The 14,753-nt window shown below is 71.4% G+C and carries 16 protein-coding genes; 10 read left to right on the top strand and 6 right to left on the bottom strand.

The annotated features are described in order from the left end of the window. The first annotated feature begins 331 nt into the window (after positions 1-331). The 4 genes from ABLE53_RS20165 to ABLE53_RS20150 all read left to right on the top strand — a co-directional run bounded on the left by ABLE53_RS20165 (position 332) and on the right by ABLE53_RS20150 (position 5,293). Entirely contained in the window at positions 332-1,498 is a 1,167-nt protein-coding gene (locus ABLE53_RS20165; RefSeq protein ID WP_348860942.1) for a resuscitation-promoting factor, read from the top strand. Positions 1,499-1,574: 76 nt separating this feature from the next. Continuing rightward, complete coding sequence (gene rsmA / locus ABLE53_RS20160) at positions 1,575-2,459, top strand: 16S rRNA (adenine(1518)-N(6)/adenine(1519)-N(6))-dimethyltransferase RsmA (RefSeq protein ID WP_348860941.1); 885 nt, start codon at positions 1,575-1,577, stop codon at positions 2,457-2,459. Next, positions 2,456-3,343 (top strand): 4-(cytidine 5'-diphospho)-2-C-methyl-D-erythritol kinase, encoded by an 888-nt coding sequence (locus ABLE53_RS20155; protein ID WP_348860940.1) that lies wholly within the window; start codon positions 2,456-2,458, stop codon positions 3,341-3,343. The genes rsmA and ABLE53_RS20155 overlap by 4 nt, the downstream gene beginning before the upstream one ends. A 66-nt stretch (positions 3,344-3,409) precedes the next feature. Then, a complete protein-coding gene (locus ABLE53_RS20150; RefSeq protein ID WP_348860939.1) occupies positions 3,410-5,293 on the top strand; it encodes an ABC-F family ATP-binding cassette domain-containing protein in 1,884 nt (627 codons plus the stop codon). A gap of 114 nt (positions 5,294-5,407) precedes the next feature. On the opposite strand, the gene ABLE53_RS20145 is transcribed toward ABLE53_RS20150, so the two are convergent. Further along, complete coding sequence (locus ABLE53_RS20145; RefSeq protein ID WP_348860938.1) at positions 5,408-5,899, bottom strand: MarR family winged helix-turn-helix transcriptional regulator; 492 nt, start codon at positions 5,897-5,899, stop codon at positions 5,408-5,410. Positions 5,900-6,001: 102 nt separating this feature from the next. On the opposite strand from ABLE53_RS20145, the gene ABLE53_RS20140 reads away from it, so the two are divergent. From ABLE53_RS20140 to ABLE53_RS20120, 5 genes are all read left to right on the top strand, one after another. Next, a complete protein-coding gene (locus ABLE53_RS20140) occupies positions 6,002-6,784 on the top strand; it encodes a methyltransferase domain-containing protein (RefSeq protein ID WP_348860937.1) in 783 nt (260 codons plus the stop codon). 38 nt (positions 6,785-6,822) lie between these two features. Further along, positions 6,823-7,206: a VOC family protein gene (locus tag ABLE53_RS20135; RefSeq protein ID WP_348860936.1), complete on the top strand. Its 384-nt coding sequence runs from the start codon at positions 6,823-6,825 to the stop codon at positions 7,204-7,206. Between the two features lie 81 nt (positions 7,207-7,287). Continuing rightward, positions 7,288-7,566: a metal-sensitive transcriptional regulator gene (locus tag ABLE53_RS20130; protein ID WP_348860935.1), complete on the top strand. Its 279-nt coding sequence runs from the start codon at positions 7,288-7,290 to the stop codon at positions 7,564-7,566. Between the two features lie 52 nt (positions 7,567-7,618). After that, complete coding sequence (locus ABLE53_RS20125) at positions 7,619-8,134, top strand: hotdog fold domain-containing protein (protein ID WP_348860934.1); 516 nt, start codon at positions 7,619-7,621, stop codon at positions 8,132-8,134. A 31-nt stretch (positions 8,135-8,165) separates the two neighbouring features. Next, positions 8,166-8,894 carry a type 1 glutamine amidotransferase gene (locus ABLE53_RS20120; protein ID WP_348860933.1) on the top strand — a complete coding sequence of 243 codons (729 nt, stop codon included), beginning with the start codon at positions 8,166-8,168 and terminating at the stop codon, positions 8,892-8,894. A 15-nt stretch (positions 8,895-8,909) separates the two neighbouring features. On the opposite strand, the gene ABLE53_RS20115 is transcribed toward ABLE53_RS20120, so the two are convergent. The 5 genes from ABLE53_RS20115 to ABLE53_RS20095 form a co-directional block, all read right to left on the bottom strand. Then, entirely contained in the window at positions 8,910-9,770 is an 861-nt protein-coding gene (locus ABLE53_RS20115) for an amino acid ABC transporter permease (RefSeq protein ID WP_348860932.1), read from the bottom strand. Positions 9,771-9,849: 79 nt separating this feature from the next. Then, the gene (locus tag ABLE53_RS20110) at positions 9,850-10,524 is read right to left on the bottom strand and encodes an amino acid ABC transporter permease (protein ID WP_348860931.1); all 675 of its coding nucleotides are present in this window, start codon (positions 10,522-10,524) and stop codon (positions 9,850-9,852) included. 77 nt (positions 10,525-10,601) lie between these two features. After that, positions 10,602-11,489, bottom strand: a complete 888-nt coding sequence (locus ABLE53_RS20105) for a glutamate ABC transporter substrate-binding protein (RefSeq protein ID WP_348860930.1) — start codon at positions 11,487-11,489, stop codon at positions 10,602-10,604. Between the two features lie 47 nt (positions 11,490-11,536). Then, entirely contained in the window at positions 11,537-12,313 is a 777-nt protein-coding gene (locus ABLE53_RS20100) for an amino acid ABC transporter ATP-binding protein (protein ID WP_425474897.1), read from the bottom strand. Between the two features lie 101 nt (positions 12,314-12,414). Then, positions 12,415-12,951, bottom strand: a complete 537-nt coding sequence (locus ABLE53_RS20095; RefSeq protein ID WP_348860929.1) for a YbhB/YbcL family Raf kinase inhibitor-like protein — start codon at positions 12,949-12,951, stop codon at positions 12,415-12,417. 65 nt (positions 12,952-13,016) lie between these two features. Here ABLE53_RS20095 and miaB point away from each other — a divergent pair, with 65 nt between their 5' ends. Beyond that, positions 13,017-14,534 carry a tRNA (N6-isopentenyl adenosine(37)-C2)-methylthiotransferase MiaB gene (gene miaB, locus ABLE53_RS20090; RefSeq protein WP_348860928.1) on the top strand — a complete coding sequence of 506 codons (1,518 nt, stop codon included), beginning with the start codon at positions 13,017-13,019 and terminating at the stop codon, positions 14,532-14,534. The last annotated feature ends 219 nt before the right edge of the window (positions 14,535-14,753 follow it).

The following is a 14,753-nucleotide window of genomic DNA, read 5'->3' as shown; positions in this document are numbered from 1 at the left end:
AAGAATTTCTCAGGAATCGCTCACGGACAGAGATGGACCGGTCTCGCCGTGATGACGCTGGAACATCTGGCGTACGGCGACGGCCTCGGCGGACGGCGCCTCGGGCATCCGCAGCCGCGCACGCGCGCGAACCGTAGGACAACGGATCGCGATGTTACCGGCCGGTCCAGGTAAAAGAACCGTCGCGAACTTGCATTTGGGCGACGGGATTTGTTCGGGTGATGGACTAGACAGCCGGGATCGGGAGCATCACCGGCCGCCGCTCACAGGACACGACAGGGGACCTCGGGCGTCGGCACCCGTGCCCGGAGAGCACGAACATCGGAGCAACGTGGCGTCCAGCAGCACCTCGGTCTTCGGCCGCGCCCTCAGCAAGATCAGCACCTTCTCCCACTCGCGCCGGAGCCGTCCGGTCCTCATCGGACTGGTCGCCGTGGCCGCTCTCGCGGCAGGCGGGGCAACCTGGGGCTACCAGAGCCTCTCGACCAACGTGACCCTCACCGTCGACGGCAAGTCCCACGAGGTCAGCTCGATGTCGTCGACCGTCGGCGACGTCCTCGACCACGAGGGCATCCACCTCGACGCCCACGACCAGGTCGCGCCGAGCCTCGACACGAAGGTCGAGGACGGCAGCGCCATCTCGGTGAAGTACGGCCGCAAGCTCGAGCTCGCCGTCGACGGCAAGGACCACACCTACTGGGTGACGGCGACCGACGTCAGCAGCGCACTCCAGGAGATCGGCCGCAGCTTCGGCGGCGGCGCCGACCTCTCCACCAGCCGCGGCGCCTCGATCGGCCGCGACGGCATGTCGCTGAAGATCATCACGCCCAAGACCGTCAAGGTCAGCCTCGCCGGGCACAAGCCGGTCAAGCGCACGATCACCGCGCTGACCGTGCTCGACGCGCTAGACGAGCTCGGCGTACACCCCAAGGGCCACGACGAGGTCAGCCCCCGGCCGGGCGCCATGCTCCACGACGGCGACAAGATCGTCTTCACCGACTTCAAGACCGTCATCAGGCGGGACTCCCACGAGACCGTGGCCGCGCCGACCGAGGAGCGCGAGGACTCCTCGCTCTACAAGGGCGAGACCAAGGTCGTCTCCGACGGCCAGGACGGCGTACGCGACGTGACCTACCGGATCGTCTACCGCAACGGCGAGGCCATCAAGAAGGCCGTCGTGAGGTCGCGGACCGTCACCGAGGCCCAGCCGAAGATCGTCAAGGTCGGCACGAAGGCCCGCCCGGTGACCACCAACTACGCCTCCGGCAACACCGCCTGGGACCGGATCGCGCAGTGCGAGTCCGGCGGCAACTGGGCGGCGAACACCGGCAACGGCTACTACGGCGGTCTGCAGTTCAGCCTCTCCACCTGGCAGGCGTACGGCGGCAGCGGTCGCCCGGACCAGAACAGCCGCGAGGCGCAGATCGCGGTCGCCGAGCGCGTCCGTGCCGCCGAGGGCGGCTACGGCGCCTGGCCGGTCTGCGGCAAGCTCGCCTGACGCGTGCGCAAGCGCCGACTCGGCGTACGTGCGACGTGCGCAAGCGCCGACTCGGCGGGCCACTAGGCTCTCCGCCATGACCGCCTCCTCCGCGCCCCGGCTCCTGGGGCCGGCGGAGGTGCGGGCCCTGGCCGCCGAGCTCGACCTGCGGCCGACGAAGCAGCGCGGGCAGAACTTCGTCATCGATCCCAACACCGTGCGGCGCATCGTGCGCGAGTCCGGTGTCGGGACCGAGGACGTGGTGGTCGAGGTCGGCCCCGGGCTCGGGTCGCTGACGCTGGCCCTGCTCGAGGTGGCCGGCCGGGTCACGGCGATCGAGGTCGACCCCGTCCTGGCGGCGCGGCTCCCGGCGACCGTCGCCGACCGCGCGCCCGCACAGGCCGGCGGCTTCGAGGTGGTCCACGCGGACGCGCTGCGGGTCGCCGAGGTGCCGGGGCCGCCGCCGACGGCGCTGGTCGCGAACCTGCCCTACAACGTGGCCGTCCCCGTCCTGCTCCACCTGATGGCCCTGCTGCCGTCGCTGCGCAAGGGACTCGTCATGGTGCAGTCCGAGGTGGCCGACCGGCTGGCGGCACCGCCCGGCTCGAAGGTCTACGGCGTCCCGAGCGTGAAGGCCGCCTGGTTCGCCGACGTACGCCGCGCCGGCGCCGTCGGCCGCAATGTGTTCTGGCCGGCGCCCAACGTCGACTCGGGGCTGGTCGCCTGGACCCACCGCGAGCCGCCGACGACGGCGGTGTCCCGGGAGCAGGTGTTCGCCGTCGTGGACGCCGCGTTCGCCCAGCGCCGCAAGGCGCTCCGCGGCGTCCTCAGGCCGCTCGCCGGCTCGGCGCAGCGGGCCGAGGAGGCGCTCCGCGCAGCCGGGGTCGACCCGCTCGCCCGCGGGGAGTCGCTCGACATCCACGCCTTCGTCCGGATCACGCTCGCGCTGTCCGCTCTGGGGTCCCTGGAGGAGCCTGCATGAGCGTGACGGTGCGTGCGCCGGCCAAGATCAACCTCTACCTCGGGGTCGGTCCGCGCCGTCCCGACGGCTTCCATCCGCTCGCGACGGTCTACCAGGCCGTGGGGCTGTACGACGACGTCACCGTCACCGATGCCGAGGACTGGTCGGTCGTGCTGAGCGAGCCGATCGCCGGCGTACCCCTCGACGACAGCAACCTCGCGGTCAAGGCCGGCCGCGCGCTCGTCGCCCACCACGGCATCGACCGGCGGGCCCGGATCGAGATCCACAAGGGCATCCCCGTCGCCGGAGGCATGGCGGGCGGCTCTGCCGACGCGGCCGCCACCCTGGTCGCTCTCGACCGGCTGTGGGAGCTGGGCACCTCCGACCACGACCTGCTGACCCTCGCCGCCGGTCTCGGCTCCGACGTGCCGTTCGCGCTGGTCGGCGGCACCGCCGCCGGCTCCGGGCGCGGCGAGGTCGTCACGCCGCTCCAGGACGACGGCTCCTGGTGGTGGGTCGTCGTCCCCGACGACGAGGGGCTCTCGACGCCATCGGTCTACGCGGCGTACGACCGCCTCCATCCGTCGCCGCCGGTGCCGGAGATCCCGGCGGTGATGTACGACGCGCTGCGCCGCGGCGTGCCGGACCACCTCGCCGTCGCGGTCCGCAACGACCTCGAGGACGCCACCCTCGACCTGCGGCCCGAGCTCGAGGACACGCTGCAGGCGGGGATGCGCGCGGGCGCGATCATCGCGATGGTGTCCGGCTCGGGCCCCACGACGCTCTACCTCTGCGAGGACGCCGACAACGCCCGCGCCGTCGCCGCCGCCCTGCGCGACGGCCACCCGGACGTCCGGGTGGCCGCCGCGCCGGTGGCGGGCGCGCACGTCGTCTCCTACGCCTGACGCCGCGGCGTCAGGCCAGCCGACGGTTCGTGCCGGGCTGGTGTCCTCCCGGACAATGGAGGGGACATGGCGAATCTTCTCAACCTCGAGCAGGTCTCGAAGGCGTACGGCGTCCGCCCGCTGCTGCGGGACGTCTCGCTCGGCATCAACGCCGGCGACCGCGTCGGCATCGTGGGCCGTAACGGCGACGGCAAGACCACGCTGCTGGAGGTGATGACCGGTCTCGAGGAGCCGGACTCCGGCCGGGTGTCGCAGCAGCGCGGGCTGCTGACCGGCTACCTGCACCAGGGCGACACGCTGCAGGACACGCACACCGTCCGCGAGGCGGTCCTCGGCGGTCGCTCCGACCACGAGTGGGCGGCCGACCCGCGGCTGCGCGAGATCGTGGAGGTGCTGCTCGCCGGGATCGAGCTCGACCGCGCGATCGTCGGTCTGTCCGGCGGTGAGCGGCGGCGCTGTGCCCTCGCCGAGCTGCTGCTGGGCGACCACGACCTGCTCGTGCTCGACGAGCCCACCAACCACCTCGACGTGGAGGCGGTCTCCTGGCTGGCGCAGCACCTCGTCCGGCGTACGTCCGCGCTCGTCGTCGTCACCCACGACCGGTGGTTCCTCGACGCCGTCTGCCAGTGGACGTGGGAGGTGCACGACGGCGTGGTCGACGCGTACGAGGGCGGCTACGCCGCCTTCGTGCTCGCGAAGGCGGAGCGGCAGCGGCAGGCGGCCGCGAGCGAGGTCCGCCGCCAGAACCTCGTCCGCAAGGAGCTGGCGTGGCTGCGGCGCGGGGCGCCGGCGCGGACGTCGAAGCCGAGGTTCCGCATCGAGGCGGCCAACGCGCTCATCGAGGACGTACCCCCGCCTCGGGACCGGCTGCAGCTGCAGCGGTTCGCGACCCAGCGGCTCGGCAAGGACGTCATCGACGTCGAGGACGTCGACCTGTTCCGAGGCGAGCGGCAGCTGCTGTCGCACGCCACCTGGCGGATCGGGCCCGGTGATCGGATCGGGATCGTCGGCGTCAACGGGGCCGGCAAGACCTCGGTGCTCTCGCTGCTGGCCGGAGAGCTGGCGCCGGCGGCCGGCCGGGTGCGCCACGGCCGCACCATCGCCATGCAGCACCTCACCCAGGAGGTCGAGGTCGAGGACCCGGAGGCGCGCGTCCTGCCGACGCTGGAGTCGATCCGGCGTACGACGAGGACCGTCGACGGGCAGGAGCTGACCGCCACCGCGCTGCTGGAGCGGTTCGGCTTCACCGGCGACAAGCTGGTCGCCAGGATCGGCGACCTGTCGGGCGGCGAGCGGCGCCGGTTCCAGCTGCTGCGGCTCCTGCTCACCGAGCCCAACGTGCTGCTGCTCGACGAGCCGACCAACGACCTCGACATCGAGACGCTGAACGTGCTCGAGGACTTCCTCGACGCCTGGCCCGGCACGCTGGTCGTGGTCTCGCACGACCGCTACTTCCTCGAGCGGGTCACCGACTCGGTCTGGGCACTGCTCGGCGACGGCCGGATCTCGATGCTGCCGCGCGGCGTCGACGAGTACCTCGAGCGCCGCGCCGCTGCCCTCGCTGCCGATGCCGCCGGCGCCGCCGGCGCTGCCAGCGGTGGATCTGCAACCGGATGGCCGGGCCGATCGGTTGCTCGCTCACCGCTGTCCGGGGACGGCGGTGGATCAGCAACCGGGTCGGGCACGCCGTCGGTTGCCCGGCCACCGCTGCCGGCGCCCAGCGCGAAGCCCGGCTCGGCCGAGGAGCGCGCGGCGAAGAAGGCCATCGCGCGGATCGACCGCCAGCTCGAGCGGATCGCCGATCAGGAGGCCAAGCTCAACGCTGCGATCGCGGAGAGCGCCAGCGACTACGGCCGGCTGGCGGAGCTGTCCGCCGAGCTCGACGCGCTCTCGGCGGAGAAGGAGTCGCTCGAGCTCGAGTGGCTCGAGGCCGCCGAGGCGCTGGAGTAGGGGCGGCCGTCGTCGCGGCGGCGGAGATTGTCAGGGGAAATTGGACCTTGTGGGGTGTCTGGACAGCCCACAAGGTCAGGTTTCCCCGGCCGGCCGGGGAAACCCGGCGGCCCATCACCGCTCCGAGAACGGCACCAGCAGCGTCCGCAGCAGCGACGCGAGCTGGTCCTGCTGACGCTCGTCGAGGCCGCTGAGGAATTCCCGTTCGGCCGCGAGCAGCGCCTCGAAGGCGCCGTCGACGGCCGCCTTCCCCTCGGGGGTGAGCCGGACGAGTACGCCGCGGCGGTCGGCGGGGTCGGGCAGCCGTTCGACCAGGCCCCGGGCGGTGAGCCGGTCGACGCGGTTGGTCATGGTCCCGCTCGTCACGAGCGTCTCGCGCAGCAGCCGTCCGGGGGAGAGCTCGTAGGGCTCCCCGGCGCGTCGCAGCGCCGCGAGGACGTCGAACTCCCAGGACTCGATCCCGTGGGCGGTGAACGCGTTCCGGCGGGCCAGGTCGAGTCGCCGGCTGAGCCGGGAGAGCCGGGAGAAGACGGCGACGGGCGCGAGGTCGAGGTCCGGGCGCTCCCGGGCCCAGGCCTCGCTCAGGTCGTCGACCTCGTCCCTCATGCAGGCGAGACTAGCGGATGTCCGACCCGTCGAGAATCTTGACGTCGAGACTTATCGGTGCCAAGGTGGAGATATCTCGACATCAAGATACTTGGAGGAGCCATGGCGCACGCCTGGGACCCGGACCGCTACCTCGCCTACGCCGACGAGCGCGGCCGGCCGTTCGTCGAGCTGCTCGCCCGGGTAGGCGCCGACGCGCCCGGGGCGGTCGTCGACCTCGGCTGCGGCCCCGGCAACCTCACCGCCCTGCTCGCCGAGCGCTGGCCCGACGCCGTGGTCACCGGCGTCGACAGCAGCGAGCCGATGATCGAGAAGGCCCGCGCGAGCGTCCCCGCGATCGGGTTCGAGGTCGCCGACCTGCGCGACTGGGCGCGCGACACCGAGCCCGGAAGCGTCGACGTGCTCGTCTCCAACGCCACGCTCCAGTGGGTCCCCGGCCACCTCGAGCTGTTCCCTGAGCTCGTCCGCAGCCTCGCCCCCGACGGGTGGTTCGCCTTCCAGGTGCCCGGCAACTTCGACGAGCCGAGCCACACGCTCCGCGCCGAGCTGTCCGCCGAGGAGCCCTATGCGGCGTACGCCGGCGACGCCGCCCGGCCGAGCTCCCACGACCCGGCCGTCTACCTCGACGCCCTGACCGCCGCCGGCTGCGAGGTGGACGCGTGGGAGACGACGTACCTGCACGTCCTGACCGGTGAGGACCCCGTCTTCGAGTGGATCTCCGGCACCAGCCTGCGGCCGACGATGGCCGCCCTGCCCGAGTCGCTCCGGCCGGCGTACGCCGCGGAGCTCAAGCGCCGGCTCGCCGTGGCCTACCCGCCCCGCGAGGGGCGGGTCGTGCTCCCGTTCCGCCGGATCTTCTGTGTCGCCCGGGTGCTGGGCGCATGATCCCCTGTGTCGACCGCTGCCGTCCCGAAGGAGAGCTGATGAGGATCCATCACGTACAGGTCGGGATGCCCGCCGGTGGCGAGGACCGGGCCCGGCGGTTCTACGTCGACGGGCTCGGGCTGGCGGAGGTGGCCAAGCCGGCCGAGCTCGCGAATCGCGGTGGGGCCTGGTTCCGGGCGCCGGGTGGTGCAGAGCTGCACCTCGGCGTCGAGGATCCGCACCGTCCGCCGCAGCGGGCGCACCCGGCGCTCGCGGTCGAGACCGGGGCCGAGCTCGAGGAGCTCGGTGCTCGGCTCGCGGGAATGGGCTTCGACGTGGACTGGTCGCAGCGGCACAATGCAGAGACGTTCCAGCGGTTCCACGTGCACGACCCGTTCGGGAACCGCATCGAGGTGGTCTGGCCCCTGCCCCCGCGCGTGTAACGATTCGCGCGCTGGGACGTTGGTAATGCGACTGGGGGGATACCGGACTTGCGGATGACCCCTGCGCGAAAGGCGAGATCCTTGACCGACGACGTGAGCGTCCCCCGGCAGCGTGACTCGGACACGACCGGTGTCCTGAATCGCGTACGCCGTGCCCAGGGGCAGCTCGGTGGCGTCCTCCGGATGATCGAGGAGGGGCGCGACCTCGCCGACATCGTCTCCCAGCTCAAGGCGGTCACCCGGGCCCTCGACAAGGCTGCCTTCGCGATGCTCGCCGGCGAGCTGCGCAAGCGTGCCACCGAGGGCGCGCCGGCCGAGGAGCTCGCCGAGCTCGAGCGGGTCTTCCTGTCCCTCTCCTGAGCGCATCGGGACTCGGTTACCGGCCGGTAATGCGCGCCGCTAAAGTTGCGGCATGACGCAGCTCTACGACTTCTGGAAGACCGTGACCGGGCTGCCGGTCGTCGGCCCCGCCGTCGGCACGCGGGTCTTCACCTTCGCGTTCAGCCGCAAGGCGCCGTACTTCGGCTCCATCCACCCGCGCGTCGTCGAGCTGCGGCCCAACTACGCCGAGGTCGTCGTGCCGAACCGGCGCAGCAACCACAACCACATCGGCACCGTCCACGCGATCGCGCTGTGCAACGGCCTCGAGATGGCGATGGGGGCGCTCGCCGAGGCCTCGATATCGCCCGACAAGCGCTGGATCCCGAAGGGGATGGAGGTCGCCTACACCGCGAAGGCGACCAGCGACATTACCTGCATCGCCGAGACCGACCAGGCGCAGTGGGACTCCGAGGACCCCGACCTCCCGGTCCGCGTGCGGGCCGTCCGCGACGACGGCGCCGTCGTCGTCGACGGCGTCATCAAGCTCTGGGTCACCCCGAAGAAGGACGCCGCGCGGACGGCGGCGCCGAACGCCGCGCACGCGTAGGACGTCACCTGGGGCCGCTAGCCTGCGGGGCGTGTCCACCACGACTTCCGCCCCGACCGTCCTCGTCGTGCAGAACTCGCCCGGCGGCGGTCCGCGGCGGGTCGGCGACTGGCTGGCCGGGGCCGGGCTCCGCCTCGAGGTGGTGTACGCCGCCGAGCAGCCGCTCCCCGACACGCTGGCGCACGACGCGGTGATGGTGATGGGCGGCGGCTACCTGCCCGACGAGGACGACCGGGCGCCGTGGCTGCCCGCGACCCGGTCGCTCGTGGGGCAGGCGCTCGACGCCGGCCGCCCGGTGCTCGGCATCTGCCTCGGGGGCCAGCTGCTTGCGCACGTCGCCGGCGGCGTGGTCGAGTCGGCCGTGGCCACGGAGAACGGCAGCGTGCCTGTCCGGCTCCGGCCGGACGCGGAGACGGACGCGCTGTTCGGCGGGCTGCCCGCCGTCGTACCCGCCATCGAGCACCACTCCGACGCCGTCACCACCCTCCCCGACGGAGCGGTGTGGCTCGCCGAGACCGACCGCTGCCCGTTCCAGGCCTTCCGGGTCGGGGAGGTCGCGTGGGGCACCCAGTTCCACCCCGAGATCGGGCCCGATCAGGTGCTCCGCTGGGACGCCGACAAGCTCCGCGCGCAGGGCTACGACCGCGACGAGCTGTACGCCGCCGCGGTCGCCGACGAGCCGATCTCGACCCCCGTGTGGCGCGAGGTCGTCGACCGGTTCGCCACCGTCGTCGCCGAGCGGGCGCTCACCGGCACCTGACCAGCCGGCGCGCCGTCAGAGCGGCGCCGTCGCGTCCTCGCCCGCAGCGGCGCCGACCATCGACACCTCGAGCGGCTTCTGCCGGCCGACCAGCCGGCGCTGGACCCAGGTGGCGATGAGCGTGAGCACCAGGTTGCAGGCGATGTAGAGCGCGGCGAGCACGGCGATCGTCGGGATCTGGTTATGGAACTCGCCGTAGATCAGCTTGCCGACGTACGTCAGGCCGGGGGCGGTGATCGCGTAGCCGAGGCTGGTGTCCTTGAGCGCCACGACGCACTGGCTGATGATCGCGGGCAGCATGATCTTCACGCCCTGCGGCAGCAGGATCCCGGTCATGACCTGGGTCTTCCGCAGCCCGATGGCGTACGCCGCCTCCGACTGCCCCCTCGGGACCGCCTGGATCCCGGCGCGGAAGACCTCGGCGAGCACCGAGCCGTTGTACAGGGTGAGGGCGATGACCACGCACCAGTACGCGCCGATGCCGGACTCGCCGACGCCGTACGCGAAGTAGAGGAAGATCATCAGCAGCAGCACCGGCACGGCGCGGAAGAACTCCACGACGAGCCAGCAGACCCACCGCACCGCGGCGTGGTCGGAGAGCTTCCCGACGCCGCAGACCGCACCGAAGACGACGGCGAGGAGGACCGAGAGCCCGGCCATCTTCAGGGTCTGGAGGAGTCCGTCGACGAGCAGTGTGTCGACGTACTTCGGGGTGACGAACGGCTCCCACAGGTCGTAGTCGAGCTGGCCGTGGTCGTTGAGCCGGAGGATCCACCAGACCGCGATGCCGGCGACGGCAGCGACGGTGAGGATCGCGTAGACGAGGTGGCGGGCCCTCGTCCTCGGGCCGGGGGAGTCGAACAGGACGTTGCTCATGCCGCCGCCTCCGTGAGAAGAAAAGAAGAATACGGACGCGGCGGCCTGAGCGATCTGATGGTCGCTCGCTGACGCTCGCTCATGCGCGGGCCACCTTCCAACGGCGCTCGAGCGTGCCGGCGGCGAGCGAGACCAGCTCGACCAGCACGACGTACCCGAGGGCGAAGAGGATGAAGACACCCTCGTCGCGGGCGGTGATGTTGCTGAAGTACTTCATCCGGGTGGTCGCCTCGTAGACGCCGAAGACGTAGGCGACCGAGGTGTTCTTGAGGAGCGCGATCATGACGCTCGCCAGCGGCGGCACGCTCGCCCGGAACGCCTGCGGCAGGACGACGTTGCGCATCGTGCCGAGGAAGGTCAGCCCGATCGCGCGGGCCGCCTCCGCCTGACCGAGGCCGACGGAGTTGATTCCGGACCGGATCGCCTCGCCGACGAACGTCGAGGTGTAGAGCGTCAGGGCGAGGCAGGCGCGGAAGTAGTAGGAGTCGATGTGGAGCTTCTCGACGTCACGGAAGGTGATGTCGACCATCGGCAGGCCCTGCGCGATGAGCAGGAACCACAGCACGAGCGGCGTGTTGCGTACGACGGCCACGTAGACGGCCGCCACCCAGCGCAGGATGAGGACGGGGCCGACCCGCATCGCCGAGAGGATCGTGCCGATGACAAGCGACGCGACCGCGGAGGCGAGGAAGAGCAGGACGGTCCAGCCGAAGGCCCGCAGGTAGAGGTCGAAGTGCTCGAAGACCAGGTTCACGAACCGCAGGTCTCCTTCCCGTGATGAGGCAGTGGCCGGCCCCGCCGGGGGCCGGCCACCCGTGGATCAGCGGCCGGTCAGGACTGGCAGTCGTCCATCGCCGGCGGCTCGGGGGTGTCGACGCCGGACTTGCCGAGCGTCGCCTCGAACGCCTTCGCCCAGCTGCCGTCGTCCTCGGCCGCCTTGATGGTGTCCTGGATCCACTGGCACATCTCGGGGTACTTCTTCGAGTAGCCCACGCCGTACCGCTCCTCGGAGAAGGGCTTCACCACGACCTTGAGGTCGTCGGGGTGCTCGGCGGCGTACCCCATCAGGATCGCGCCGTCGGTGGTCATCGCGTCGACCGTGCCGTTGAGGACCTGGTCCACGCAGTCCGAGTAGGTCTCGAAGCCGCGCGGCTTGGCGCCCTTGGCCTCGATCTGCTCGAGTGAGGTGGAGCCGGTGACCGAGCAGATGTCCATGCCCTTGACGTCGTCGACGCTGTCGATGTCGCTGTCCGTGGGGACGAGCAGCTGCTGGCCGGTGACGTAGTACGGGCCGGCCTGGCCGACGACCTGACGGCGCTCGTCGGTGATCGAGTACGACGCGATCACCAGGTCGACCTCACCGGACTCGAGGAAGGGCTCGCGGTTGTCGGAGATGGTCTCCTTCCACTCGACGTCCTCGGGCTTGATGCCGAGCGAGGCGGCGAGCATCTTGCCGATCTCGATGTCGAAGCCGACCGGGATGTCGTCGGCGGCGCCCTGGAAGCCGATGCCCGGCTGGTCCTTCTTGACGCCGATCGTGATCGTGCCGGACTCGGCGAGCTCCTTCATCCGGGTGCCGTCCTCGAAGCTGTCGGCGGCGTTGCTCGACACCGCGACGTCGGGGCCGGAGCTCTCGTCGCTGCCGGCGTTGCCGCAGGCCGAGAGGCCCGCCGCCACCAGTACGGCCACCGTGGAGGCCTTGAACCTGGTCAAACGCATCGTGTCCACCTTCTGTTGTTCGGTTGTGTGTCGATCCTGTGCGGGGCTCAGTGCTTGAGGATCTTGCCGAGGAAGTCCCGGGCGCGGTCGCTCTTCGGGTTGGTGAAGAACTCCTCGGGAGTCCCCTCCTCGACGATCTGGCCGTCGGCCATGAACACGACCCGGTCCGCCGCCGTACGCGCGAAGCCCATCTCGTGGGTGACGACGACCATGGTCATGCCCTGCTTGGCCAGGTCGACCATGACGTCGAGCACCTCCTTGATCATCTCGGGGTCGAGTGCGGAGGTCGGCTCGTCGAAGAGCATCACCTTCGGCTCCATCGCGAGCGCGCGGGCGATCGCGACGCGCTGCTGCTGGCCGCCGGAGAGCTGGGCGGGATACTTGCCGGCCTGTTGGCCGACGCCGACCCGGTCGAGGAGCTCCTTGGCCTTCTTCTCGGCATCAGCCCGCCTCTGATGGCGGACCTTGATCGGGCCGAGGGTGACGTTGTCGAGGATCGTCTTGTGGGCGAAGAGGTTGAAGCTCTGGAAGACCATCCCGACCTCGGCGCGCAGCCGGGCCAGCGCCTTGCCCTCCGCCGGCAGCGGCTTGCCGTCGAGCGAGATCTGTCCTGCGTCGATCGTCTCGAGCCGGTTGACGGTGCGGCACAGCGTGGACTTGCCCGAGCCCGACGGGCCGATCACGACGACCACCTCGCCGCGCTTGACGGAGAGGTTGATGTCCTTGAGCACGTGGAGGGAGCCGAAGTGCTTGTCCACGTGGTCGAGGACCACCAGCGGCTCACCCGGCGCGGCGCTCGTGGGCTCTTGCTCCAGCACTGTCATGGCCGGAGACCCTAGCGAGGGGGATACGACTCCCGCCAATAAGCATCGACAAACTATGGAATGCGTGTTCGAGCGGCTCCGCGGCCCGGGCCGTGGGCCCGTCAGCGGGCGTACGTCGCCGTGAGCGTGCCGCGGGCGACCGTCGTGGAGTCGATCGCCGCCAGCGCGTCGTCCAGGTCGGCGCCGTCGCGCAGGCCGGTGGGCGCGCTCAGGGCGTAGACGGTGAACCGGTAGTGGTGGGTCCCGTCCGGCGGGCAGGCCGGTTGCCAGCCGGTGTCGTCGCCGGAGTTCGACGCCTCGGTGCCGTCGACGCTCGCGCGCTGCTCGTTCAGCCCGGTCGCCGTCGCCGGCAGGTCGAGCACCACCCAGTGGTAGTAGGTCCCGCCCGGCGCGTCCGGGTCGTCGACGACGACCGCCAGCGCCTGGGCGTCGCCGGGCACCCCGGACCAGGAGATCCTCGGCGTCGCGCCCGCGCCGTCGCAGGTGTACGGCGTACGCAGTCGGCCGTTCGCGACCGCCGGCGAGGTCACGGTGATCCGCGCCGGCGTGCTCGCGGCGGGCTCCGCGGGCGAGTCCGACCCGCCGCAGCCGGCGAGCACCAGCGGCGCGGTCGCGAGCACGAAGGCGAGCCGTCGCACGGGTCCACCGTGCCACAGCGTGGTTTGTGAGCGGCAGGGGCCGCCGCCGTACCCTTGAAGCCGTTATGTCGACCGCCGCCCGCACCTACGAGGTCCGCACCTACGGGTGCCAGATGAACGTCCACGACTCCGAGCGTCTGTCCGGGCTGCTCGAGGACGCGGGCTACGCGCCGGCCGGCGACGGCGAGCAGGCCGACGTGGTCGTCTTCAACACCTGTGCGGTGCGGGAGAACGCCGACAACAAGCTGTACGGCAACCTCGGCCACCTCGCCCCGGTCAAGGCGCAGCGGCCCGGCATGCAGATCGCCGTCGGCGGCTGCCTCGCGCAGAAGGACCGCGACACGATCACCGCGCGGGCGCCGTGGGTCGACGTCGTCTTCGGCACCCACAACATCGGCTCGCTGCCGGTGCTGCTCGAACGCGCGCGGGTGCAGGGGGAGGCGCAGGTCGAGATCCTCGAGTCGCTCGAGGTCTTCCCCTCGACCCTGCCGACCAAGCGCGAGTCGGCGTACGCCGCCTGGGTGTCGATCTCGGTCGGCTGCAACAACACCTGCACGTTCTGCATCGTTCCGTCGTTGCGCGGCAAGGAGAAGGACCGCCGGCCCGGCGACATCCTCGCCGAGATCCGCGCGCTGGTCGCCGAGGGTGTCACCGAGGTGACCCTGCTCGGCCAGAACGTCAACGCGTACGGCGTCGAGTTCGGCGACCGCCAGGCCTTCTCGAAGCTGCTGCGCGCGTGCGGCGAGATCGAGGGGCTCGAGCGGGTGCGGTTCACCTCGCCCCACCCCGCGGAGTTCACCGACGACGTCATCGAGGCGATGGCCGAGACGCCCAACGTGATGCCGTCGCTGCACATGCCGCTGCAGTCCGGCTCGGACGCCGTGCTGCGCGCGATGCGGCGGTCCTACCGGCAGCGGAAGTACCTCGGGATCATCGAGCGGGTGCGCGCAGCGATCCCGGAGGCGGCGATCACGACCGACATCATCGTGGGCTTCCCCGGCGAGACCGAGGAGGACTTCCAGGCGACGCTCGACGTCGTCCGCGCCGCGCGCTTCTCGTCGGCCTTCACGTTCCAGTACTCCAAGCGCCCCGGCACGCCCGCCGCCTCGCTCGAGGACCAGGTCGATCCGGCCGTGGTCTCCGACCGCTACCAGCGGCTCGTCGACGTGGTCAACGAGATCGCGTGGGAGGAGAACAAGAGGCAGGTCGGCCGCACCGTGGAGCTGATGGTCGCCGAGGGCGAGGGCCGCAAGGACTCCGCCACCCACCGGCTCACCGGGCGAGCCCCCGACAACCGGCTCGTGCACTTCAGCTCCGCTGAGATCCGGCAGAGCAGCTCCGCGCCGTCGACGGGGCTCGAGCCCGTTGAGATCCGGCCGGGCGACATGGTGACCGTCGAGGTCACCTACGCCGCGCCCCACCACCTCGTGGCCGACGGTCCGGTGCTCGGCGTACGGCGTACGCGGTCGGGCGACGCCTGGGAGGCCCGCCAGGCCCGGCCGGCCGAGCCGCGCGCGGTCGGGCTGGGCATGCCCGGCGTCGGCGTCCCTGCCCCGCTCCCGCAGGCCCCGGTCTGCGGCTGAGCGCCGCCTGCCTCGGTGCGGGCGGGGCCGACGAGCCCGCTCAGCAAAGTGTCACCGTGACAGATCGCTCCGTGGGTGACAGGCGAAGTGTCGGCGAGGTCAATCGGTCGAAGCAACGCTGGGTCAGGCTGCTTGGTCGAGCAGCTGGGCCAGCCGTTGGGCTGGGGTCTGTAGGTCCAGGGTAGGCCGTGGCCGCTGGTTGAGGGTGGCGGCGATGCG

Origin of the sequence: Nocardioides asiaticus (genome assembly GCF_040049175.1) — a bacterium.
In the GTDB taxonomy this organism is placed as follows: domain Bacteria; phylum Actinomycetota; class Actinomycetes; order Propionibacteriales; family Nocardioidaceae; genus Nocardioides; species Nocardioides cheoyonin.
Note: the sequence above shows the minus strand (reverse complement) of the source record. Positions and strands in the feature narration are given on the sequence as shown.

Bases quoted from the DNA above. Each gene is read 5' to 3' on its own strand.
- rsmA (WP_348860941.1), top strand. From the start codon at position 1,575: ATGACCGCCTCCTCCGCGCCCCGGCTCCTGGGGCCGGCGGAGGTGCGG.
- ABLE53_RS20155 (WP_348860940.1), top strand. From the start codon at position 2,456: ATGAGCGTGACGGTGCGTGCGCCGGCCAAGATCAACCTCTACCTCGGG.
- ABLE53_RS20150 (WP_348860939.1), top strand. From the start codon at position 3,410: ATGGCGAATCTTCTCAACCTCGAGCAGGTCTCGAAGGCGTACGGCGTC.
- ABLE53_RS20145 (WP_348860938.1), bottom strand. From the start codon at position 5,899: ATGAGGGACGAGGTCGACGACCTGAGCGAGGCCTGGGCCCGGGAGCGC.
- ABLE53_RS20140 (WP_348860937.1), top strand. From the start codon at position 6,002: ATGGCGCACGCCTGGGACCCGGACCGCTACCTCGCCTACGCCGACGAG.
- ABLE53_RS20135 (WP_348860936.1), top strand. From the start codon at position 6,823: ATGAGGATCCATCACGTACAGGTCGGGATGCCCGCCGGTGGCGAGGAC.
- ABLE53_RS20125 (WP_348860934.1), top strand. From the start codon at position 7,619: ATGACGCAGCTCTACGACTTCTGGAAGACCGTGACCGGGCTGCCGGTC.
- ABLE53_RS20115 (WP_348860932.1), bottom strand. From the start codon at position 9,770: ATGAGCAACGTCCTGTTCGACTCCCCCGGCCCGAGGACGAGGGCCCGC.
- ABLE53_RS20105 (WP_348860930.1), bottom strand. From the start codon at position 11,489: ATGCGTTTGACCAGGTTCAAGGCCTCCACGGTGGCCGTACTGGTGGCG.
- ABLE53_RS20100 (WP_425474897.1), bottom strand. From the start codon at position 12,313: ATGACAGTGCTGGAGCAAGAGCCCACGAGCGCCGCGCCGGGTGAGCCG.
- miaB (WP_348860928.1), top strand. From the start codon at position 13,017: ATGTCGACCGCCGCCCGCACCTACGAGGTCCGCACCTACGGGTGCCAG.